The 21,299-nt window shown below is 73.4% G+C and carries 17 protein-coding genes; 6 read left to right on the top strand and 11 right to left on the bottom strand.

What is annotated here, in order from left to right:
• Window positions 1–12 precede the first annotated feature (12 nt).
• Genes ACFYNO_RS14320 through ACFYNO_RS14300 form a run of 5 tightly spaced genes read right to left on the bottom strand, consistent with a single transcriptional unit; the run spans window position 13 to window position 4,762 of the window.
• On the bottom strand, window positions 13–1,056 hold the full coding sequence (locus tag ACFYNO_RS14320) for a phosphotransferase enzyme family protein (protein WP_388010824.1): 1,044 nt from the start codon (window positions 1,054–1,056) through the stop codon (window positions 13–15).
• Between the two features lie 40 nt (window positions 1,057–1,096).
• Window positions 1,097–1,888: an AP endonuclease gene (locus tag ACFYNO_RS14315; protein WP_388010821.1), complete on the bottom strand. Its 792-nt coding sequence runs from the start codon at window positions 1,886–1,888 to the stop codon at window positions 1,097–1,099.
• Window positions 1,885–2,775 carry a hypothetical protein gene (locus ACFYNO_RS14310; protein ID WP_388010818.1) on the bottom strand — a complete coding sequence of 297 codons (891 nt, stop codon included), beginning with the start codon at window positions 2,773–2,775 and terminating at the stop codon, window positions 1,885–1,887. The genes ACFYNO_RS14315 and ACFYNO_RS14310 overlap by 4 nt, the downstream gene beginning before the upstream one ends.
• Window positions 2,772–3,653, bottom strand: coding sequence for a hypothetical protein (locus ACFYNO_RS14305; protein ID WP_388010815.1), 882 nt, complete (start codon window positions 3,651–3,653; stop codon window positions 2,772–2,774). The genes ACFYNO_RS14310 and ACFYNO_RS14305 overlap by 4 nt, the downstream gene beginning before the upstream one ends.
• On the bottom strand, window positions 3,650–4,762 hold the full coding sequence (locus tag ACFYNO_RS14300; protein ID WP_388010812.1) for a hypothetical protein: 1,113 nt from the start codon (window positions 4,760–4,762) through the stop codon (window positions 3,650–3,652). The genes ACFYNO_RS14305 and ACFYNO_RS14300 overlap by 4 nt, the downstream gene beginning before the upstream one ends.
• A 204-nt stretch (window positions 4,763–4,966) precedes the next feature.
• On the opposite strand from ACFYNO_RS14300, the gene ACFYNO_RS14295 reads away from it, so the two are divergent.
• Window positions 4,967–6,313, top strand: coding sequence for a Tat pathway signal protein (locus ACFYNO_RS14295; protein ID WP_388010809.1), 1,347 nt, complete (start codon window positions 4,967–4,969; stop codon window positions 6,311–6,313).
• 219 nt (window positions 6,314–6,532) lie between these two features.
• Here the strand turns inward: ACFYNO_RS14295 and ACFYNO_RS14290 are convergent, their stop codons facing one another.
• The 3 genes from ACFYNO_RS14290 to ACFYNO_RS14280 form a co-directional block, all read right to left on the bottom strand.
• Window positions 6,533–6,898, bottom strand: a complete 366-nt coding sequence (locus ACFYNO_RS14290) for a hypothetical protein (RefSeq protein ID WP_388010806.1) — start codon at window positions 6,896–6,898, stop codon at window positions 6,533–6,535.
• Window positions 6,895–7,158 carry a hypothetical protein gene (locus ACFYNO_RS14285; protein WP_388010803.1) on the bottom strand — a complete coding sequence of 88 codons (264 nt, stop codon included), beginning with the start codon at window positions 7,156–7,158 and terminating at the stop codon, window positions 6,895–6,897. Before ACFYNO_RS14285 ends, ACFYNO_RS14290 begins: the two co-directional genes overlap by 4 nt.
• Window positions 7,159–7,303: 145 nt before the next feature.
• Window positions 7,304–7,858, bottom strand: a complete 555-nt coding sequence (locus tag ACFYNO_RS14280) for a hypothetical protein (RefSeq protein ID WP_388010800.1) — start codon at window positions 7,856–7,858, stop codon at window positions 7,304–7,306.
• 384 nt (window positions 7,859–8,242) lie between these two features.
• Between ACFYNO_RS14280 and ACFYNO_RS14275 the strand changes: the two genes are divergently transcribed.
• Window positions 8,243–8,464 carry a hypothetical protein gene (locus ACFYNO_RS14275; protein ID WP_388010797.1) on the top strand — a complete coding sequence of 74 codons (222 nt, stop codon included), beginning with the start codon at window positions 8,243–8,245 and terminating at the stop codon, window positions 8,462–8,464.
• A 34-nt stretch (window positions 8,465–8,498) separates the two neighbouring features.
• Here the strand turns inward: ACFYNO_RS14275 and ACFYNO_RS14270 are convergent, their stop codons facing one another.
• On the bottom strand, window positions 8,499–9,350 hold the full coding sequence (locus tag ACFYNO_RS14270) for a hypothetical protein (RefSeq protein ID WP_388010794.1): 852 nt from the start codon (window positions 9,348–9,350) through the stop codon (window positions 8,499–8,501).
• A 488-nt stretch (window positions 9,351–9,838) separates the two neighbouring features.
• On the opposite strand from ACFYNO_RS14270, the gene ACFYNO_RS14265 reads away from it, so the two are divergent.
• Together ACFYNO_RS14265 and ACFYNO_RS14260 are read left to right on the top strand one after the other, a co-directional pair.
• Window positions 9,839–10,123 carry a hypothetical protein gene (locus ACFYNO_RS14265; protein WP_388010791.1) on the top strand — a complete coding sequence of 95 codons (285 nt, stop codon included), beginning with the start codon at window positions 9,839–9,841 and terminating at the stop codon, window positions 10,121–10,123.
• A 192-nt stretch (window positions 10,124–10,315) separates the two neighbouring features.
• On the top strand, window positions 10,316–11,740 hold the full coding sequence (locus ACFYNO_RS14260; protein WP_388010788.1) for a hypothetical protein: 1,425 nt from the start codon (window positions 10,316–10,318) through the stop codon (window positions 11,738–11,740).
• 158 nt (window positions 11,741–11,898) lie between these two features.
• Here the strand turns inward: ACFYNO_RS14260 and ACFYNO_RS14255 are convergent, their stop codons facing one another.
• Window positions 11,899–12,117, bottom strand: coding sequence for a hypothetical protein (locus ACFYNO_RS14255; protein ID WP_388010785.1), 219 nt, complete (start codon window positions 12,115–12,117; stop codon window positions 11,899–11,901).
• 1,312 nt (window positions 12,118–13,429) lie between these two features.
• On the opposite strand from ACFYNO_RS14255, the gene ACFYNO_RS14250 reads away from it, so the two are divergent.
• Window positions 13,430–19,282, top strand: a complete 5,853-nt coding sequence (locus ACFYNO_RS14250; protein WP_388010782.1) for a DnaB-like helicase C-terminal domain-containing protein — start codon at window positions 13,430–13,432, stop codon at window positions 19,280–19,282.
• Complete coding sequence (locus ACFYNO_RS14245; protein WP_388010779.1) at window positions 19,282–19,902, top strand: hypothetical protein; 621 nt, start codon at window positions 19,282–19,284, stop codon at window positions 19,900–19,902. The genes ACFYNO_RS14250 and ACFYNO_RS14245 overlap by 1 nt, the downstream gene beginning before the upstream one ends.
• A gap of 57 nt (window positions 19,903–19,959) precedes the next feature.
• Here the strand turns inward: ACFYNO_RS14245 and ACFYNO_RS14240 are convergent, their stop codons facing one another.
• Window positions 19,960–20,445: a hypothetical protein gene (locus ACFYNO_RS14240; RefSeq protein WP_388010776.1), complete on the bottom strand. Its 486-nt coding sequence runs from the start codon at window positions 20,443–20,445 to the stop codon at window positions 19,960–19,962.
• Between the last annotated feature and the right edge of the window lie 854 nt (window positions 20,446–21,299).

Here is a 21,299-nt window from a genome sequence, read left to right as displayed (position 1 = left end):
GGCAGGTGGCCGTCAACGACCGTGCCGTGCGGCCGCTTCACCCAACGCGGCCTCCACCTCCTCCAGGCGCTCTAGCAGGCGCTGCGCGGCCGCGTGCCGCAGCAGCCAGAACTGGTCCAGGTCGTCCTGCAGCAGGCCGGGCTCCATGTAGTGCTGCTTGACCCCGTACAGGCTGGTCATCAGCTGCAGCAGCGCGACGCGGGCGCAGGCGCGCACGTCGGCGGCCGGCAGATCGGGGTTGGTCTCCAGGTAGGCGCCGACCAGCCGCACGCCGGAGGTGATCCAGTCCTCGTGCAGGACCACGGCCCGCGGGTCGAAGGCGATCCGGCCCAGCTCGTAGGCGGTCAGGAACGGGTCCGGGGGCAGGAAGTCGAGCACGGCGGTGAGGGTGTCGCCGTCGAAGAGCAGGTTCACCGCGGAGTAGTCGCCGTGCAGGACCTGGGTCGACAGCTCGGGCAGGCCGGCGATCAGGCCCGGGATCCGGTGCAGCACGGCACGCCGCTCGGCCAGCGTCCGCAGCGCCTGCTCGTCGAAGTCGTCGCGCTGCGCCCGCTCGTTCACCATGCCGAGCAGCTTGTCGACGGTCGCCTCCAACTTCTGGATGTCCGGGTTCATCCACCGCTCCAGCTTCGAGGAGGCGCTGGCGGCGGCCGGGTGGCCGACGAACGCGCGGTGGATCGTCCCGAGCGCCCGGCCCGCGGCCCGCTGCTGGGCCGGGTTGAGCCCGTCCTCGACGGTGCGCCCCTCGACCCACTCCCAGACCGAGATCGCGTGGCCGTCGTGCTCGGTGATGACCTGGCCGTCGAGGGAGGCGCGTGCGGTGGCGACGGGGACGCCGTGCTCGCCCGCGAGGCGGCTCTGGGCGATCGCCGACCTCTCGGCGGCGAGGTCGGCGCCGGCAGGGTAGTGCTTGACGAACAGCACCGCCCGGTCCGGGAACCGGGCGCGGTAGTTGACGGTCACCTGGCCGATCGGCAGGCGTTCCAGCACGGCGCCCGGCAGGCCGTAGTCGCGCTCCAGGGCCGTGGTGAGGGCGGTGGTCTCGGTGGTCGGCATGACACCCTTCCTGATTACGTGAAGTGAATGGGTGAACACTCTACGGCTGGTCGGTGTGTCGCTGGACGCGGTTCCACCACGCTGCCGCTGCCCGATACCGCGTCAGGCACTGGGCAGGGGTGCGGGGTTGGCCGGTCCACTCCACGGCGACCTCGATCGCCTGCCCCGCGGCGATCCGCGCCGCGGCGAGTTCGGCGACCGCCCGGCGGCCGGCGTTCTCCAGGCCCTGGCCCTCGTCCGACAGGTGCAGCACCCGGGTGCGGGCCAGCACCCGCTCCAGCCGGGCCGCCGCGCCCGGGCCGGCCGCGTCGACGGCGGCACCGAGCTGTGCGGTGTCGGCCAGCAGCCCGAACTGCGGCGAGCGGTCGAGCAGTTCCTCCAGCGCGCCCAGCGCCGTTTCGGTGAGCCACCCGGGGTGGTGGAGCTCGGCCAGCAGCGGCACCGCCGTGGTGGGAAGCGACCGGCCGCGGAAGGCGCCCCGGCCGGCGGGCGGGGTGCGCGCCAGCAGCCGCACCCAGCCCGCGCCCAGCGCCTCGGCCGCCCGCGCGAGGCCGAGCAGCTCGCGCTCCGCCATCGCCCGGGCGCCTTCGTCCGGGTCGAACAGGTCGGCCAGGTCCAGGTCCGCGCTCACCCCGGTGACCGGCACCGCCCCTTGGGCGCAGTGCCGCCAGTGCGCCAGCGTCGCGGTGTCACGGCGGGCCAGGTCGACGCCGCGCGGCCCGCCGCGCAGGTGCACGAACGGGAGCTGCTCGTCGGCGGCCCAGGCCAGCAGCTCGGGAACGTCCAGGCCGCGCACCGAGATGCTGTAGAGGCCGAGGGTCGGCGCGCTCATGCGCTGCGCCAGTCGAAGACGATGACCGGCTCCGCCGGGCGGCCCGCGCCGGCGAGCAGCGCGTACAGCTCGGGGGCGCGAACCCCCGGGACCCTCCGGCACCAGGACGCGAGCAGCTCCGGGGCCAGACGGTCGGTCAGGAACGCGGCCGAGGCGCTGTACGCATCCTGGTAGGCATCGGTGTCCAGGGCCGCGAGCTCGTGCATCCCCACCACCGTCCACCCGGCCCGGTGCACCTCGACGGCCGGCAGAGCGGCGCTCGCCCCGGGGGTGCCGAGCAGCCCCAGGACGCCGCCGGGCACGGTGAACGCGGCCGCCCGCACAGGGTCGCCGGCCGCGTCGATGACCAGCCGCCCCGTCACAGGGCTGCCGGGCGCGACGCAGCTGACGCCCGGGGCGCGGCCGATCGGCGCGTGCCGACGCGACGTCACCACCCGCACGTCCGTGCCACCGCGACGGTGCAACTCCAGCACACAGCCGAGGGCGACCGGTCCGGAACCGACCACGATCGCCCCGCCCAGCTCGGCGGCGGGCACCCGGTCAAGGCCGAGGCGGGCCATCTGCTGGAAGCGGGCCAGGGCGGCCACCTCCACCGAGGTTCCAGGCGGCGTGCGCACCGCGCCCTCGCAGCGCGGGTCGAACGCCGCGCCGTGCGGCACCGGGGCCAGCACCCAGGCGTCGTCGGCCTGCCCCAGGCCCATGTACCCGGCTGCCCGCTCGGGGCCGGTCAGATGGCGCCGCTCGGTGCCGGGACTGAGCACGCTGAACGCGCCGGCCACCATGCCCTCCGGCACGTCGGCGGCGGGCAGCAGGTACGCCCGGCCCGCGTGGAGCCGGATCCGGGCGCCCGCGTGCGGGGGCCGAGTGGTGGTTCGCTGCGACATCATCGACCTCCGGGGCCGGCAGTCAGGACGAGGGCTTCGACATGGGTGGCGATCGTCTGCGGCGTGCCCCAGGCGGCGTGCAGCGGAAGATGCGTGGCGAGCCGTCGCACCCGGGCAAGCCGGCGCCGGGCACCGTCCGGGCCCTCCAGCCGGCGCAGCGGCTGCTCGCCGTCGTCCAGGAGCCGGTCCAGGAGGTGGGCGCTGGCGCGCCACCACACGTTCGCCGCGGTGTGCGGGTCGAGTTCGTCCAGCACGCCGTCGCCGGCCTGCGGGTCGCCGTCCACGTCGACCAGGACGGCTGCCACCACCGGGGCCGGCGCTCCGGGCGGCGGCTGCCGCTCCGGCGGGCCGAGGTGCGCGGCCAGGTCGAGCCGCTGCGGCCCGTCGGCAGGCAGCTGCAGGCCGGGAAACCAGCGCCGGGCCGGAGCGCGGCGGGCGATGAACGCGGAGGTGCCGCCGACGACGACTGGGCGGTCCTGCCCGGGCGGGCAGTCCACGACCGCCACGTCGCCGGCCAGCACCTGCCAGCCGTGCCCGGCCAGCGCGAGTCCCACCAGCGACTTCCCGGCTCCGTGCCCGCCCAGCAGCAGTACCGCCGCGCCGCCCGGATGCCGGAGGGCGACGGCGTGCACGCACAGCGCCCCGTGGGCGAGGTGCAGCAGGTGCAGGTGGGCGTTGATCCGCCGCCGTGCGTCGCCGTCGGCGACTCCGGCCGGCAGCACCACCATTTTGGTGCCGGTGCCCTCGGTGACGCCCCCTGACGCGACCCCGGGCAGGTGCGGGACGATCCGCTCCCACCACCCCGCGGACGCGCCAGCCGCCCGGACCGCGAGCGTCCGTCCGGCGCTCGACACCCGGTAGGAGCGGTACTCGGCGCTCACCGGCGCCCGGCCAACGGCACCACCGAGAACAGCGCACCCCACACGTCAGCCGTCGCCAGCTGCTCGACCGTCACGCTCAGCAACGCGGCAGGAATCCCGTCCAACAGCCCGGCCGGCTCCACTGCCCCTGCGGCCTGCTCCGCCAGCCCGGGGCCGCCCATCAGGCTCAGCGCGTCGCTGACGTACAGCAACTGCTGCGGCACCCGGGCGGCTTCCGCCACCGCCTCCTGCACCCCGACCGCCGTCAAGGGGCCGACCCTGACCGCGCCTTCCCCGGAACTCACGACGACCACCGCACCGAGCGGGACAGGAGGAGAGTAGGAGACCCCCAGCGCCTGGCGGTGCTCAGGCGGGCTGAACAGCGCCCGCTGCCGCGGCACCCCCGCCACCACCGTGCGCTCCACCCGGCCCACGGTCGGCGGCTGCCCGGCGAGCAGCTCGGCGGGCACCGCGACCCTGGTCGGCCAGCCCACCACCATCGCGCCCGGCCCCACCAGCACGAGGTCGTCGGCCATGAACAACGCACCGCACTCGCCCACCGCGCGGTGCGCCAACGTGGACTTGCCGCCACGCTGACCGGCCAGGAACACCAACGCGGCACCGTCGAGGGCCACCGCCGAGGCGTGCAGCATCCGCCACCCCGACGCCAGCAGACGGGAGGCGAAGAAGACCCGCGCCAGCCAGTCCGCCCACCGCACCCCCACCCCGTCACCCGGCGAGACGGCCAGCCGGGTCGAGCGGCGGGCGGCGTCGACCTCCAGCACCACCGCCGCGGCGGCAGGCCGGTAGCGCGCGGCCAGCCGGAGCACTCCCTCGGCAGCACCCAGCACGGCCAACTGCCGACCGCCGTACGGGAGGGTGAGCACCAACCGGCCCTCGAACGGTACTTCCGCCTCGACGGGCAGCACCTCCTGGACGACCGTCAGCGTCCAGTCGGGCTCGCCCGTCGGCAGCTCCACCCCGCACGCCGGAGCGAGCACGCCGACCACCGAATCCAGCAGCGACGGACTCGCCGCGGCGACCCGCAGACGCAACCCCGCCAGCACCAGGTCCCCCCGCGCCCCGCAGCCATCCGCCGCACCGACGACGGGCGAAACGGTGTCAACCATCCGCCTGACCTCTATCAACTCGACGTATCCGAAAGCCCCGAGACGGTCTGCTGCCCCGGCGGCATTCCAGGATCAGCCACCGCCTGGGCCGTGGACCAGTAGTGTGGGGGTCGCTAATCGTGGCGAATAACTGACCTACTGTGACGGGCTGGTGAGGGGGCGTCGGTGGCACCAGGGCCAGGGAACCCCCTGCTCCAGGCATGGGTGGCGGCCAGCGGACTGTCCAACGGTGAGATCGCCCGGCAGGTGAACGCGCGGGCCCACCAGGCGGGCTTGCGGCAGATCGCCAGCGATGCGACCCGGGTCCGCCGCTGGCTGGACGGGGAGCAGCCCAGGCCCCCGGTCCCCCAGTTCCTCGCCGAGGTGCTCTCCGACAAGCTCCACCGGACGATCACACCCGGCGACCTGGGGCTGATGACCGCCGGCGTGCGGCTGGATACCCTCGAACTCCCGTTGCTGACCGAACCGGCCGCGGCGACGCTGGCCGGATGGACCCGGATGGACCTGCTGATGCTCGACCGTCGTGAAACGCTCAGACTCAGCGTCGGCGCCCCGCTCATCGCCATCGCCGCACGCCTTCTCGGCGGCACCAGCCGATCCCTGACTCGTGCTCAGAACGGCTTCGACACGGACAGCACGACCGCTCTCGAAGAGGTGACCGCGACGTTCGCCCAGCTGGAGGCCGACCACGGCGGCGGCCTGTATCGGGCCGCGATCATCGGCCAGCTCTCCGAGGTAGCGCGCCGTATCCAGGAGGGAGTGCCCGCGAGCCTGCGCACCCGGGTCTTCGCCGCCGCAGCAGACCTTGCCGCGCTCGCCGGATGGACCAGTCACGATGCGGGACGGTACGCCACCGCACAGCGGTACTGGGCCTACGCGATCTACGCGGCTGGCGAGGCAGGGGTGCCCGGCCGGGGCGCGGAGATCGTCACCAGGATGTCCCACCAGATGATCTATTTCGGGGAGTTCGACGACGCTCTCGAGTTGCTGGGACATGCCGCGGCCCGAGCGCAGCAGGATGGGCAGGTTCTGGTCCAAGCGCTGGTGGCGTCCCAGACGGGCCGCGTACACGCAGCGCTCGGCCACTCCGACGAGTCCGCCCGCCACCTCGACCGCGCCGATGAACTCCTCGCCACCGCGACCACGGAACCAGCACCCGCCTGGGCGGCGTACTTCGACAGCGCCGAACACTCTGGCGCCCGAGCGGTCGGCGCCCGCGACCTGATCCACCGAGGCCACCGCGGGCACCGTGCCAGCCCACACTTCGAGGCCGCCCTACGACTACGAGCTCCGGGTTTCGAGCGGGTCCGGGCGATGGACCGGATCGGCCTGGCAGCAGCGCTGTTCGATGAGGGCGAACCTGAGAAGGCGGCAGTTGCGGGGCATCAGGCCCTCGACGGGGCGGGCCTGCAGTCAGCGCTGGTAGCGTCACGGCTGAACACCTTGGTAGCGGCAGCAAGCCGCTACCGCTCCCCAGAGGTCGCCCAGCTACAGGCGCGTGCAGCAGACCTTGTGGCGCGAACGTCCACGCCACCGAAGATCGCTGCTTGAACGCAGACACAAGCAGTTCTGGCGTTTCGGTATGTTTCCGCCGGAAACCCGCCGGGTCGCCGCTAACCTCGGTTCCGGCTGCCATGCCTCGTCCCAGTGCGGGCGGTAGCCGGCCTCGTCTGGCCCCTGTGACCTCGCCGTCAGCGCTCGGTGAGTGGGGAGAAGTCGGCGCGAATCGGCGCACCAAGTCGCGCCGGTCGCCAGAGCCTCGCCAGCGGGCTAATTGGTCCAGGTCTTGATCTGGGCGGCGACTTCGCGTGCTGGGAGTCCGTCGCGGGCGGCACGGGCAAGCGGGAGCACGGTGTCGAGGCCGGGGCTGACCGGCAGCCCACACGCGGCCAGGTAGGCGGCGGTCACGGTGGCCGCGAACAGCAGGTTGCGGGCCTCCAGACTCGGCTGCCGGGCCAGCTCGCACAGGAGCGAGGCGGCTTTGTGGTGCGGCTCGGGGTAGACCTCCCGGCCCAGGATCTCCGCGCGATGCCGGGCCTCGGCCGCGATCGGCACGCCGTAGTCGACGACCTGGGGATCCCCCGGGATCTGCTGCGCCACTGCCAGGATCCACGCGAGGTCGACTTTCAGGTTCACGCGGCGTCCCTAGGCTCGTCCTTCGGCAGCCCGTTGGGGAGCCCCGGGTACCGGTCCTCCCCGACCTCCACCTCGAATTGCTCCGCGTAGGACGCCAAGAAGCTGGCGGCGCCAGCCATGAACGCCGACCGGGACTCGTTCACGTCCTGCTCGATCAGATCGGCCACGTACCCCTGCAGGCTTAGCCCGCGCCGTTTGGCCCGCTGCTCGGCCGCCGCTCGCACGGCCTCGTCCAGCCGAATGTTGGTCTGCTTACCCATACCCCCAGCATAGCTAGCAGTTGATACCAGTGACTAGCATTGCAGGGCGTGCCCGCCAAAGGGAGAGCTGTCACTTAGTCGCCTGGGCCCTGAACACCGCGCCGTGTCGGCCACCGATACCGCTCACCGTGGGTTTTGGTGGTCGTCAGGGTGCTTGGACGAGCGGGGCCAGGGCGCCGAGCGGATGTCCTTCCGGCTCGGCATGCGGGACACCGTCCCGGCCTAGAAACATGTAGAAGTACTGCGTCATCAGCGGCTTCGGCGTCGAGGTCCCGCCCGTGGTGGAGCCGCTCAGGGCCCCAGCGGAGTAGAAGTGTGGCAGCCAGCCGGGGCCCACGATCGCCTCCACCCAGGCCCTCGCCTCCTCCAGATCAACGGGCTGGCGAGTACGGAGCTGTTTGTGCCGCGTGGCGACCGAGAGTGTCAGTACAGCCCCCTCCTGGCCAGGCTTCCCCAGGAGTGCGGCCTGGTCGGTGATGTCCCCGACGATGGTGAGGACAGCATGCCGGTCGGTGACCGAGCGCACCGGTCCGAAGCGGTGTGGCATCACCTGTCCCTCCGTCCGCAACTGCTCCAGCACGGTCTGTGGCAGCACGGAGGTCAGGCCGCTATCGGCCGGCTCCGTAGAGAACAGGTTCCGGCGAAAGAGCCGGAGCTCTTCCTCGTGCTTACGGAGCACAGTACGAATATCGACAGACATGGTACTTACAGTACAAGCGACCTAATATGTGTCGAATCACCTCGCTGGGGCCGCTGCCCTCCGCCCCCGTCCCGTCCCGTCGCTGTGTCCGGGCCCGGCGGTAGCCAGGACTTGGAGTTGGTGTGCGCGGTGGCGGATGGCCCGGCCGTGATTCTGCTGCGGCCGGATGCGAGCAACTCGTCCTGCCAGAAGAGCTGCTGAGTCGCCGCCAGCCTGCTGCGGCCCGTCGTGCGGCTCAGACCCTGTTCGGCCGCGCTTCTGGCCCTCGCGCCCCCGCCCCGGCACCTGGTCCAGAACACCCTGCCGGCGCCCGGCGTCCGTTCCTGCGAGTGCGACGAAGCTGCCAGAATGGCGCGACACCACACCACGACGTCGGAGTAGCAGGTGCAGCACGAGACCTTCGTAGAGGATTTCCTCCGCGCTCGCATTAGCGATCCAGGGCATCCCTTCGAGGGCGCTGCCGTGGTCGAACTGATCGTCAACGAGTATTGCGAAGCGGTCAACAACCGGCGATGGCCCACGGCCACCGCGCTCGGCAACCTGATGCTCAAACTCGCCGAGCAGTGCAAGGAGCACCCTGACTACCGCCACGACTGGCAGCCGTAAACCCTCCGTTCTCAACGAACGAAGCTCCGCCCGATCATGAGGTGAGGTCGTTCACCAGCTGTTCCGCCACCGCGCGGGCCGGCTCCAGGCGGGGATCTTCGGGACGTGCGTACGGTCCGATGATCTTCGACGCGACGAACAGCGTCATCAGCTTGCCGTCCCGGCTCTCGAGATCCTTCCGCCGCTCCTCGCGGACGCGATCGGCCAGAGCCGGGACAAGGAGCGACGCACCCCACAGGGTCGCCGCGTCCAGACCCTGCGGGGCCATCCCCCAGTCCTCCCAGTCGAAGACGCAGAACTCCGGCGCGGTCACGTTCGCCCAGTTCAGATCCGCGTGCGCCGGAACCCACTCGTTCACCATGGCGTCGACGTCCGGGAACACCTGGTGGATCGTCGCGGTGACCAGTCCCTGGGTGATCGTCTCTGTGTCCGGTGTGGCGATCCGGTTGGTGTGCTGCGCGGCGAGAGTATCGAGTGACGCGTTCAACCCCGACCACCAGCCGGGTGACAGCTCAGGCTCCTGCGCCACCACGGCGGACCCGGCCGGGGAGGAGGGCAGCAGCGCTGTTTCGTCGGCCCGCCACATCACCGGATCTTCCTCGTCCCGCCACGCCGTGCCGGCCAACCACGCGGGCTTCGAGATCCCGTGCAGCGCCTCGGCCGCAGCGGTACCGTCGCCGCCCTGCACGCCGATCCGGTCGAGTCCCCGCCGCTCGATACGTACCCAGGTCCCGCGGTTGGTTCGGGCCCCCACCGACCGGCGCTTGCGCACCAACGTCTCCTGGTCGAGGCGCACCTGCAACGACCGCTCCACGCGATCAACTACGGCATCGACTGCTTCACGTCGGAGATCGACCCGGCGGGCGACTGGTGAGGACAACGTCATGGAGAAGACCGTAGCAACGCGCGGGTTTGAAGCCCCGAGATTCGCCCGCTATGCCGCCCCCCTTGTCCTGCCCTGCCGGGCCGCCTCCGCCCTCCGGCTGGCGAAGGACTGAGCCGAGGCGAGGTCGCTCGGGACAGGCCGACCGGGCCCGCCTCGTGGAAGCGGCTGCCCGGGCCGGCTGCCGAGAAGGAGGCCACCGAAGCTCAGCACGAGTTGGAGGTGGCCGAGCACGCCGCGGTCGAAGCCGAGCGCCGCGAACGCCAGGCCGCGACGCGGTGAACGCCGGGCGGGTAGCGCTCACGGAGGCCGACAAGGCGCTCATCCGCCGAGCGGCGGGCCCGCGCTGCTCAAGAAGAAGTCGTCCCGACCCCCGTCGCTGCGCCCAGAGCCGTGTCGGCCAAAGGGTCGCCGTCGAGCAACCACGTTGGTGAGCCGAGGGCGGCCCGTCCTGGCAGGCGGCCCGGCTCGCGCCGTGGAAGCCTGATGGCATGACAGATGCTCTGGGCGCGGCGAGCAGGGAGTGGGTTCCGGGTGACGAAGGGACAGATCACGATCGCCTGGGCCGTGCGCTCATCGCGTGGGCCAACGAGACCATCGACGCGGTGCCCAGCTTCCACGGCCCAGTGACCGCTCGGCTCGTCGTCGCGCCGCCGGCAGACTCCGAACCCGCGAAGTGCCTTCGCCTGCCCCTCGCGGACGACCAGGTCGACCGCCTGGTCGCCCTCTTGGACCGGGACATGCAGGAGATCGGGCGGGCGGCGAGTCGGCCGTAGCCTGACGGTCCGTTCGGACGGCCGCTTCATCGCCGACTCCCGAACAGTTCCGGCCCGGCCGGGGAAAACCGGGGTGCGGCGCGGCCCCGCCTACCGGGAGAATCATCGGCTATGCCGCTGTCTGTTCCTCCGTCCGGCGTCCCGGACTCCCAGTATGTCCGGCGCATCCAGCGCCATTCGCAGAGCTCGCTCGTGGAGCTCATCGCCTCCACCAGCGCCCGCCTCCCGCACCCCCGCGACCTGCGTGAACACGAAGGACTTGGCGTGTACGGCCCCTGGGCCCTCGCTGACGCCGCGTGGATCTCCCTCGCACTCGGCCAGGAGATCAACCGCGCCCCGGCGCAGCAGCGCGATCTTGCCCAGATCCTCGGCCTCCACCTCGCCCTGGACGACCCCTTCTACAAGGAACTGCCGGAGGAGAGGCTGGCGCGCCTGCTCCTGCGGGTGGCCGGCCAGCAGTTCACCTGGCAGGTGGACGAGTACTCCGAGCTGAGCCGCGCCGTCGCCCTTCTCACCCAGACCACCTCCCCGAAGCCCCTCAAGGCGATCGGCCCCAACTGGGCGCAGGACGTGCTTGGGTGCTCGGTTGCCGACTACGTCGGCCTCGCCCGCTACGTCTGGGCGACCGCAACCGGCACCCCGATCCCGCAGCTCAAGGGACGCTTCAACCCGGACATGATGCTCGACCCGGTGGACTACTCGCCCTTCACCTCTCTGCGGTCCGCCGCCGACGCGACCGCAGTGCTGGAGCGTCACTTCGTGACCGATGCCGCCCGGCTTCGGGCGGCCTACCCCGCCTCTCCGGACCCGCTCCTGCGGCGGTACGGCCACAACCCGCTGCGGACGACGCCGCTGGTCGCCGGGTTCGGTGACGGCTACCTGGTCCCGGTGCCGGCAGCCGTCCTGTCCAAGGCGAGCATGCTCGGCATCTACTACACCGGCGGCGAGGCGAACCTCACTCCGCGCGGCAAGCTGTTCACCACCGAGCTCGGGTACCTCTTCGAGGCGTACGTCGGGCGCCAGCTTGATCTGCTCGACAACGCGACGGTCCACTCCGAGATCCCGTTCGTCGGCGAGAAGCGGAAGGAGTCCGGCGAGTCCGTGGACTGGATCGTCGTCTTCCCAGACCTGGTGCTGCTGGTCGAGGTCAAGTCCGCCAGGCCCAACGCCGACCTGCGCCTCGGCGCGGCGAACTACGCCAAGAAGCTGGCCCGCACGCCTGGCGAGGCGTTCCCCCAGATCGAGCGGACCGACCGGCTCATCGCCGAGGGCAACCCCGCCTTCGCGCAGATCCCGGCCCACCTGCCGAGGCGGGGCATGGTCGTCACGATGGAGCCGTTCCACCTACTCAACACTGCCGAGCTCCGCGCCGGGATCCAGCGCACCCCGAACCCGGTGACGGGCGAGACGATCCCCATCACCACGGCCTCGATCCACGAGCTGGAGCAAGCCGTTACCGTCACTGACACCAGCCTGTCCCAGCTCCTGCTCACCAACCCGCTGGGCGGCGCCCTGACGTTGCAGCAGCTCTTCGGGGGGCACGAGTTTCTGGAGCACAACTCGATCCTGGAAGAGGGCTGGAAGGCCATCCCCTTCCCCGGCCACCCGCAGCCCTGACATGGCGTGGGCCCGGCCGCTGCTTGGGCCCCGCCGCGTAGCGGCGGACGCCATGTAGGGGCTGCGCCTGGGCCTCCGCCCCGTGTTGCCGCCCGCTACGCCCGCAGCCATGCCTTGAGCCGGGCTCCGGGACCTGGACGGTCACCGCCGTGCGAGGCTCAGCGTGCCAGCTGAAAGACGATCATGGCGGCCGACCAGCCGAGCGCCCAGGCCAGCGAGACTCGCCGCCACAGGCGCGCGTGCTGGCCGTGCCGGTTCGCGTCCGTCTTCCGGCCCGCCGCGAGCGCTTGGCCCAGCTCCCACCGGGCGTTGCGCTGGGCCCAGAGCATCAGCAGATAGCCGACGGGCCAAGCCCACCACACCCACAGTCCCGACATCCCGCCACCCTCCAGATCCGGCCCGTACCGTGACAGCATGCCCGATGGCGGCCGCGCCCGGCCGCTCCGCCTCCGCCCGGCCGCCTGCTCCGCCCTGGCCCGGCCGCCTCCCCGCCGGGCCCGCCCGCGCACCGCCGCCGACGCCGGGCCCGCCCGCGCCGCCGCCGGCCCGCCGCCGTCCGTTGTTGTGTCGGGTGTCTGTCTGTTCGTGCGGGTCGGTGAGCGGGTGTGGCCGGGACGACGCCACTCGTTCTCGTTACAACATTCCGCCCGGGGTGTGTACCGGTGTGGCTAGACTGACGCCCAGCGTTACACCTTCTGTGGGTGTGGGGCGGCTTGTTGTCGCGGGCCGTGCCGCGCCCTTGGGTGGTGCCGGTGGTGCTGTGCTGCTCCCGGTGGTGCTGGTGGTCACCGGCACGGCCCGGCGCGGGCCGTCCGGGCTGTCTGGTCCGCCGTGGTCGTCCGGCCGTCCGGCGCCACCGGTCCGGCCGCCGCTGCGCCGTGCCGGGCCTGCCTGCTGTGGTTCCCGGGCTTGTTCCGGGCCGGTGTGCCTTCGGCCCCCGGTGCCGGTGCCGGGCCGTCCTCGGCTGTCCTCGGGCGTCTGTGGGCGTCTCCTGGTGTCCTTGGGCTGCCTGCGCGTCGTTGTCTCCTCGTGTGCCCTTCTGTGTCTGGAGTCGTGGTGTCCTCTTCTCGTTCCTCCCGCGCCGCTACCGGTGCTGCCGGTGGCCGTCGCGGTGATGCTGTCGCGGGGCACGGCACGGACCAGGTCCCGCCGGTCGCGGGCCCGGCCGGGCCGGACACCGCCCCCGCCCCGGCCACGGTGCCCGCCCGGGCGTCCGGAGCCGAGACCGCGTCCGCGCCCGGGGCCGGTATGCCCCCGCCCGGGGCTGCTCCGGACCCTGTTCCGGGCGGTCCGGCCGCGCCCGGGCCCGGGCGTGCGTCCGCTGCCGGGGGCGCCCCGGACGCTGCCCCGGCCCCCGGCCGGGCCCCGGCCTCGGCTCTGGCCTCGGTTCTGGTTGCTGGTCCGGTCCCGGCGGGTGACGCCCGGCCGGCGCCCGCAGGGGGAGCCGACGCCGGGGCGGGCCGGAACGCCGACGCCGCCGGGACGACGGCCGGTGCTGCGCCCGGTCCGGCTCGCTCGGGCACCTCCCCGCGCGCGGCGCGCGGTACCGGTTCCTCGCGGCGCCCCGTCCGGCCCGCCGCCGCTTCCGCCCCGGAGCCGGGGCCGGGTGCGGCCGGGTACCTGAACCTTCCCGGCCCGACAGACCCGCTGTGGGCGTCGGTCCCGCTGGGGCTGCGTCAGAACCTGGCCATGCCCGCGTACCAGCTGGTGAACCCGGCTCGCGGGCACCTGGCCACCCCGGCGGGCCGCAAGCTGAAGTCCGCGCTCGGTGCCGCCGCCCGGGGCAAGATCACCGGCGCGCACTGGCTCGAACTGCTCACCGCTCCCCGTGCCGCGTTCGGTGGTCCGGTCAGCGCCCGCGCCGAGCAGGCGTACAAGGCACTGGAGCAGATGGTGGCCGACTTCCTGCGGCCCGCGCTGGGCGCGGTCGCCGCGGCCGAGTTCGCCGCCGGGGTGGAACTGGCCCAGTCCGCCCCCGCCGACGCGGCCGCCGTGCCGGAGACCGGCACGGCCCCGGCGACCGCCACCGACCCGACCCCCGCCCCGGCCGCTGCTGCCACGGCGGTGGAGCCGGACGCCCCCTCCGGCGCTATGGGGACCGCGCCCGCCGCCCCGGGCGTCGACACCGCCCCTTTCGCCGCCGCTCCGCTGCGCCCCGTTCCGGCCTCGGACGTCGACGCCTCCCACCGGGCCGCCCCGGCCGCAGCAACTCCCTTCCCATCCAGCCTTGTTGACGCCACCTCGGCCGGTTCGGGGGCCGCCGGGCCCGGATCGGATTCGGAGACCGACGCCGCGCCCGTGCCCGCCCCCGGCGTCGGCCCGGCCGCCGCCGCGGTGGAGCCGGACACCACCCCGGTCCGGTCCGGCCCGGCGGCCGGAACACCGGCACCCGCGCCGGTCGGCGACCTGGCCGAGCTCCTGCACCAGGCCGCCGTCCACCCCGGGACGATCCTGGCGGTCACCAGCACGCACACGGCCACCGCGCAGACCGCTCTCGCCCAGGTCCAGGACCTCGAGCCCTCGGACCTGCCGACCGTGCAGGTCCACGGCCACGACCGCGCGTCCCTGATCCACGCCCTGTACGCGCGGCTCGGCCTGGGCCAGCGCCGCCGGCTTCCCGGGCTCGACGAAGCCGAAGCCCTGATCGCCGCCGAGCTGATGCGCGTCCCCCGTCTGGTCGTCGTCACCACCACCCTGGGGCTGCGCCCCTCCGCGCTCCTGCTGCTGCACCGCCTGTGGTCGCCGAAGCCGTTCGCGCTGGTGCTGGTCGGCGACACCACCCTCGACGGTCTCCTCAAGCGCCACGACCTGGCGGATCTGCACCCCCACGTCATCGTCCACCGCGTCCAGCAGCCCGCGCCCGCCGCCGCCTCGGCCCCCGCGCCCGCCGCCGGCCCGGCCGCGCCGGCCTCCGGCACCGCGGCGCCCGACGGCGACCTGATCGCGGACCTGCGCGAGGCCGCCGAACACCGCTCGGTGCTGGTCGTCACCAGCCCGGACCCGGCCGCCACCGGCACAGCCCTCGCGGACGCCCTCGACACCGGCGCCCTCCAGCCCCTCTACGTCCACGGCACCGCCCTGGACCAGGTGGTCCCCGAGCTGTTCCAGCAGCTCGGCCTCGGCCGGCGCCGCCCCCGCACCCTGGAAACCGCCGTCGTCAAGATCACCGCCGAGCTGCGCCGCTCACCCCGCCCGGTCGTCGTGCCCGCCGCTCACGAGCTGCCCGAGGACGCTCTGCGCTGGCTCGGCCTGCTGTGGGCCAGCTCGGCCTTCCCCCTTGTCCTGGGCGGCGACCTCCGCCTCGACGACGTCCTCGGCCGGCCCGAACTCACCGGCCTCTACGCCAGTGCGACCCGCCGCCTGACCGCCGCCCCGCCGGGCCCCGCCCCGGCCCCGGACGGCGACACCAGCCCGGCCGCCAGGGCGGCCGCCGGCCCGGGCCCGGAGCCGGCCGCTACGCCGTCCGCCACCGCCACCGCCACCGCCACCGCCACCGTCCCCGCCGCCCCGCTGCGACCCGCCCCGGCCCCGGGCGGCGACACCGCCGAGGCCGCCGAGCCCGAGCCCGCGGCCGCCGGCCCGGACACCGCCAGCCTCCTCCACGACCTGCGCTCCACCGTCGAGCACCGCACCCTGCTGTGCATCACCGGCCCCGCCGACACCGCGACCACGGCCATCACCGCCGCCACCCGGCACCTGCCGCTGCCCGCCGTCCGGATCCACCCCCGCGGCACCGACGAAGCCGCCCTGATCCACGCCCTGTACACCGCTCTCGGCCTGGACCACCGCCAGCCGCAGCCCCGCGAGCACTCCGCCGCGCTCAAGCTCCTCGCCGCCGCGCTCGACCGCGCCGCCCGCCTGGTGGTCGTGCCCGACGCCCACCAGCTGGCCACCGCCGCGCTGCAGACGCTCTACGGCCTGTGGGCGCGGGGAGGCACGGAGCGCTTCCCCCTGGTCCTGGCGGGCGACGACCACCTCCACACCGTCCTGAACCGCCCCAAGCTGGCGAGCCTGAAGTCCGCGGCCAACCACCACCGCCTGCCCCCCACCGAGGCCCCCGCGCCGGAGGCGCGCGAGAGCGCCCCCGCCCCGGACCCGCTCCCGGCCGCCGCGCCCGCCGCCAACCTCGCGCCGGAGACGCGCGAGACCCCCACCCCCACCGCTCCGGCCGCCGCGCCCGACGACGACCGTGCTGCTCCCCGCCCGGCCCCAGCAGCCGGCCGGGCCACGGCCGAGCCGGCCCCCGCCGCCGACCCCTTCAGGAAACCCACCACCATGCCGACCCCGACCCCGGCCCCGCAGGCGGCCGCCGCGCCAGCCCCACCTACCGCGGCCGGCACCGCCACCACCGGCTCGGCGCCCGCTCCGGCGGCCGGCACCGCCACCGTGCCGGAGACCGCCCCGCTGCGCCCCGCCCCGGCCGGTGAAGCCCCTGCCGCACCCACCCCGGCCGTCGCCCTGGTCCTGGCCCCGAGCCCGACCACGCTGCACCACGCCCGCAGCACCCTCCCCCAGCTGATCCGCGCCGCCGGCCAGGGCACCTCCACCCCCCTGACCCGCGGCACCCACCACGCCCTGCTCACCGCCCCCACCACCGCCACCGCCCTGGGCTGGGACCTGACCACCGCCACCGCCCACGGCACCGCCGACGCCCGCAAGAAGCTCGGCGACCTCATCCAGGCCGCCGCCACCGGCCACCCCCAGGTCCTGCGCCGCCACGTCACCCCCCTCGCCGTGCTGCTCCCCGCCACCCCCGACGGCACCCCGCTCCCGCCCGCCACCCACCCCGACCACCCCACCCCCGGTACACCCGACACGGCAGCAACGACCGCACACAGCACCGCAGTTGTAACGCCCACCCCGGACGCCGCCCTGGGCGCTCCCGGCGACCAGCCGGCCCCCGCCCCGGCGCCCGCAGCGGTCGAGCCCGGCACCGGCACCCTCCCCGCCGCAGCCGCGCCCCTCGCCCCGACCGCCCCCGCGTCGTCGACCACTCCGCCCCCGGACAACCCGCACACCCCGGCCAACACCACCCGCCGGGCATCAACAACCCAGCCCAGCAGCAGAGTTGATGCACCGGGCGACACCTTGTTCCCCACCCCGGCCGACACCGCCACCGCCGGCCCGGCCGCGCTGCTGCCGCTGGTCGATCCCGCCGACGTCCTGCCCTTGGCCGACCCGGACGCCCTGCTGCCGCTGGCCGCCGGCCAGCCGACCCCCGGGCCGGCCGAGTTTGCCGCGACCGACACCCCCGCCGCAGCTGCGCCCGGCCAGGACGTCGACGCCGGTACGGCCACCTCGAGCCCGCCCGCGCCGGCCGCCGGCGAGCCCGCCCTGCAGAACCCCGCGCCGGCCACCGCCCCGCCAGCCGGCCAGCCGGCCACCGTGGTACCCGCCGCCCCGCGGCCGCCGCGCCGCCTCGCCCCCCTCGCCGACGCCCTCACCACCGTCCTCACCCCCCAAGCCCAGGCCCCGGACACCGACACCCCGGCCGGTCCGCGCGCCCTGTCCACCGGCATCCGCACCCTCGACGACGCCCTCGGCGGTCTCCAGCCCGGCCGCTTCTACCTCGTCGCCGCCCCGCCCGGCGCTGGCGGCAGCCTCCTCGCCATCGCCGCCGCCCGCACCACCGCCCTCGACCACCACCTCCCCGTCCTCTACGCCGCCTCCGGCCTCACCCGCGCCGACGTCGCCGCCCGGATCGTCGCCGCCCACCTGCCCGTCGACTACCGCCGCCTGCGCACCGGCCGCCTCACCCCCACCGAACAGGCCGACGCCACCACCCTCCACGCCGAGCTCGCCGCCGCCCGCCTCTACATCGACGACGGCACCGACCTCACCCCCGAAGCCATCGCCGAGACCGCCGCCGACCTCGCCCACCCCACCGACGGACAGCCCGGCCTGGCCCTGGTCGTCGTCGACCGCCTCCAAGCCCTCGACGACCCCCGCCTCCCGCTCTCCGGCCCCCGCCTCACCGACGCCGCCCAAGCCCTGGCCCACCTCGCCCGCACCCACCACGTCCCGGTCCTGGCCATCCTCGACACCGACCACCCCGACCTGATCACCACCCTCGGCCTCGACACCACCCTCACCCTCCACCCCCACCCCGACGCCCCCACCACCCAACTCCTCGCCACCATCGCCGAACGCGACCTCGGCACCCAGGCCACCCTCACCCTCACCGCCGACCGCACCCACGCCCGCCTCACCGACCCCACCCCCTTCAACCCCTACGCCACCACCCCCACCCCGGCGCCGGAGGCGCCCCCCGCTCCCGCCCCAGCGCCGGAGGCGCCCACCCAACCCACCACCGCAGCGCCGGAGGCGCCCACCCAGGCTTCCGCCTGGCCCACCGTCGCGACCCCCGGCCACCCCACCCAGAACGCCGCCGCTGCGCCCCAACCCGACCCCGACCCCGAGGTCACCCCGGCCACCGCGGCCGCCCTGGACACCCTGGCCAACCTGACGCCCGACCAGCCCCCCGCCCGCCCGCTGCGCCCGACCCGGGGCTCCGCGCCGCGTACGGCCGGCCCTAGGCCCGCGCGCACCAGCGGCGGGGACTACGCGGGCCGGGACTACGGCCACTTCCTCAACATGATCAGCTCCGTCGTCGACCAGACCCTCCAGGAGCACGGCGGCGACATCAAAGCCGCGATCACCGCGCTGGAGCTGAAAGCAATTCCAAACGGGATGGCCCTCTTCGAGGCAACCCGGGTCGGCGGAAATTACGAGCACACCGTCTACCCGGAGCGCCTCGAATTCCTCAGCAAGAAATCCCGTGACGGAGCCGACGACATCTGGGAGGGCCGCCACAAGTGGGAGAACGGCCCACTCCTGGAACAGCTCAAGGCCGGCACCCACCCCGACGTCGACGTCGACGTCCTGGACACCAACGCCGCCTACTGCAGCGCCCTGAAAGTCTGGCTGCCCATCGGCGCCCTGCAGCACGATCCCAACGGCGGCTTCAACCCCAAGCGCTCAGGCATCTACCTCCTGCCCAAGCGCCCCACCTGGGAACACCCGCACCTGCCCGACCCGATCGGCAACCGCCGCGAGCCCGGCCCGGTCCTCCTGGACGACGCCACGATCCGCCTCCTGATCCGCTGCCACAAGCTCGACCTCTGCGAGGCCCCGTACATCACCCAGGCGTGGACCTCCGGCGCCTCCGAAAACATCGCGGAGAAGTTCCGCCGCGTCCTCACCATCGCCCGCGAAAAGGCCATCCTCGAAGGCGACGACGCCACCGAGAAATACGTCAAGGCCATCTACTCCAAGTTCGTCTCCACCATCGGCGAATCATCATTCAACCGCGACCTCCGCCGACCCGACTGGATGCACATCATCCGCAGCCAGGCATTCGCCAACCTCTGGTACAAGGCACTCCGCGCCCACGAGCACGGCCTCACCATCGTCCGACTCCGCGGCACCGACGAACTCCACATCACCGGCGACACCGCGTGGCGCACGGTATTCGAAGAAGGCCGCCTCACCACTCAGCTGAAGCTCAAGTCCCAGTACACCCTTTACGCGAAGGCCGCCTAATGTCGACCGACGGATGGAAGAACTTCGGCAAATACGGCGCCAACCTCGACCCCGAAAACCGCCACGGGAAAATCGTCCTCGGCCGCGCCCTCGAAGACGCCCTGGAACGGATGATCATCGACGGCGGCATCAAGTCCCCCGTCACCACCCGCCGCGGCCTCACCGCCCGCATGAAGTACCTCACCAACACCCAAGGCGGCGCCCAAGCCATGGCCGACGCCGGCATCACCGCAGTCCCCAAGACCATCAGCGCCTGGACCAAGGGCACCCAGAACCCTCTCCCCGCCAACCTGGAGGCCATCGACACCGCCTACTGGAACCTCCGCGCGGCCAACATCCTCAACAACCCCGGCGCCTTCAAGCAGCACCTCAACAACAACGGCAAGGGCACCCGGGTCGAGATCCACCCCATCAACCAGGACGTCGTCGACGAACCCCGCCGCCGCGACAACCTGCGCATCCGCACCCTGCAGGTCCACTACGTCTGGGACGACGCCGTCGACGCCATGGCCGCCGGCGACATCGGCAAGCTCGACGAGATCTGGGACGACATCATCGCCGACCTCGACTCCGACTACGGCGCCTACACCTACGTCCGCCACATCGGCCTCGGCGCCTGACCACCCCCACCAGCCGCGCGCCCGCCCCACCGGGCCGCAACTGCGCCCCACCCCAGCTCAGACCAGCACCACCGGGCACAGCAACGCGTACATCTCCCCCCGCAGCTGCGCCTTCGCGACGTCCCACGGGCCGCTGATGCCGCCGGCCAGGGCGACGAAGACACCGTGCCGACGCGCGGTGCGGCGCCAGGATCGCGAGCTGTTCAGGCCGCCCTCGTAGAAGCAGACCCCGGCCCGGCCGGTCACCGTCAGGACATCGCCGGCCACCTCCAGGACGGCCGACCAGCCGGCCGCCGGCTCCGCCCAACCCTCGAAGTCGTCGAACCGCGCCCACCCACCGGACGCCAGCCCGGCCAGGTGCGGATCCGGCCCGCGGCCGCCGGCCGACGCGAACGTCTCGATCCGGTGCGAGGCCGCGAAGACCACCTGCGCCCGCTGCGCCTCGACGGCCCACGCTTGCATGCCCAGCGGCCGCAACGGCTCGCGGCCGACGTCGACGGCGTACATCGTGCCGCCGTCCACCGGGACCGCCTCGTCGCTCACACCAGGCCAACGAGCCGGACCCCCGGAGGTAACCCCGCCAGCGGCCAGCCCCGCCCCGCTGCGCGCCGGTCCCGGCCGGAGCTCCACCACCTGGCCGAGCGGGCCGGCCGAGTCGCCCGTCGGCGGCACCGCGGCCACACCTTCGGATGACCGGTCTCCGGGAGGAATTCCCGGTTCAATTCTCGAAGCGGCGCAGCATGAATCCCCGGTACAACTCGGAGGGGAGACGGGGCATCAGACGGGATTCCCTGACCGTGCAATTCTGATACAGGCTCAGGCTGATAGAGTCCGGTACAACTTCCCCGTTCGCAGCGAGAAGTCCCGTAGGATATGAGGGGCAATCAGCCCGATGCGGTTGACCGCCAATCAGGCGCGTTACAGAAAATGCCGCCGCTGCCTGTACAAGCCCCGATTTGATCGCTAGAATTGCCTGAGTGGTTCAGACCAGTTGGCGAGAGCCGTAGCTGACTTAGAGTCACAGATTCCCTGGCCAGCAACTTGTAACGGGGCGGGGACCGTGACATACTGGAGCCCGGTACACAACAGGGCAGGCGCCCGGAGGGCGTCCACCGAAGGAGCCGGTCGAACCCCGGGGCGAGCCCGGCCGGAGCAGACAGAGCCCGAGACCACGGAAGAAAAACCCAGGTCAAAGCACTAGAGAACCGAGTTCCACGAGGGTAGCGGCCACCCAGGGACTCGGATCGACACCAGGGCCGGCCCCGAAGAACCGCCCCACCGATGGGCGAGAGTTGTACCGGCCCCCTCCTCCTAGCCAGCCAAGAGCCACGGAGTGGCGTTACATCATTCCGTCACGGTAGTGACGGCGCGTCATGTGTCCGGAGGACACGGCGCGC

Origin of the sequence: Kitasatospora sp. NPDC006697 (assembly GCF_042869935.1) — a bacterium.
In the GTDB taxonomy this organism is placed as follows: domain Bacteria; phylum Actinomycetota; class Actinomycetes; order Streptomycetales; family Streptomycetaceae; genus Kitasatospora.
This window is presented reverse-complemented; position numbering and strand designations above follow the sequence as displayed.

Coding starts and splice junctions, on each gene's coding strand:
- ACFYNO_RS14280 (WP_388010800.1), bottom strand. CDS start 7,858: ATGTCTGTCGATATTCGTACTGTGCTCCGTAAGCACGAGGAAGAGCTC.
- ACFYNO_RS14300 (WP_388010812.1), bottom strand. CDS start 4,762: ATGGTTGACACCGTTTCGCCCGTCGTCGGTGCGGCGGATGGCTGCGGG.
- ACFYNO_RS14315 (WP_388010821.1), bottom strand. CDS start 1,888: ATGAGCGCGCCGACCCTCGGCCTCTACAGCATCTCGGTGCGCGGCCTG.
- ACFYNO_RS14265 (WP_388010791.1), top strand. CDS start 9,839: ATGACAGATGCTCTGGGCGCGGCGAGCAGGGAGTGGGTTCCGGGTGAC.
- ACFYNO_RS14245 (WP_388010779.1), top strand. CDS start 19,282: ATGTCGACCGACGGATGGAAGAACTTCGGCAAATACGGCGCCAACCTC.
- ACFYNO_RS14320 (WP_388010824.1), bottom strand. CDS start 1,056: ATGCCGACCACCGAGACCACCGCCCTCACCACGGCCCTGGAGCGCGAC.
- ACFYNO_RS14255 (WP_388010785.1), bottom strand. CDS start 12,117: ATGTCGGGACTGTGGGTGTGGTGGGCTTGGCCCGTCGGCTATCTGCTG.
- ACFYNO_RS14285 (WP_388010803.1), bottom strand. CDS start 7,158: ATGGGTAAGCAGACCAACATTCGGCTGGACGAGGCCGTGCGAGCGGCG.
- ACFYNO_RS14270 (WP_388010794.1), bottom strand. CDS start 9,350: ATGACGTTGTCCTCACCAGTCGCCCGCCGGGTCGATCTCCGACGTGAA.
- ACFYNO_RS14250 (WP_388010782.1), top strand. CDS start 13,430: ATGCCCGCGTACCAGCTGGTGAACCCGGCTCGCGGGCACCTGGCCACC.
- ACFYNO_RS14310 (WP_388010818.1), bottom strand. CDS start 2,775: ATGATGTCGCAGCGAACCACCACTCGGCCCCCGCACGCGGGCGCCCGG.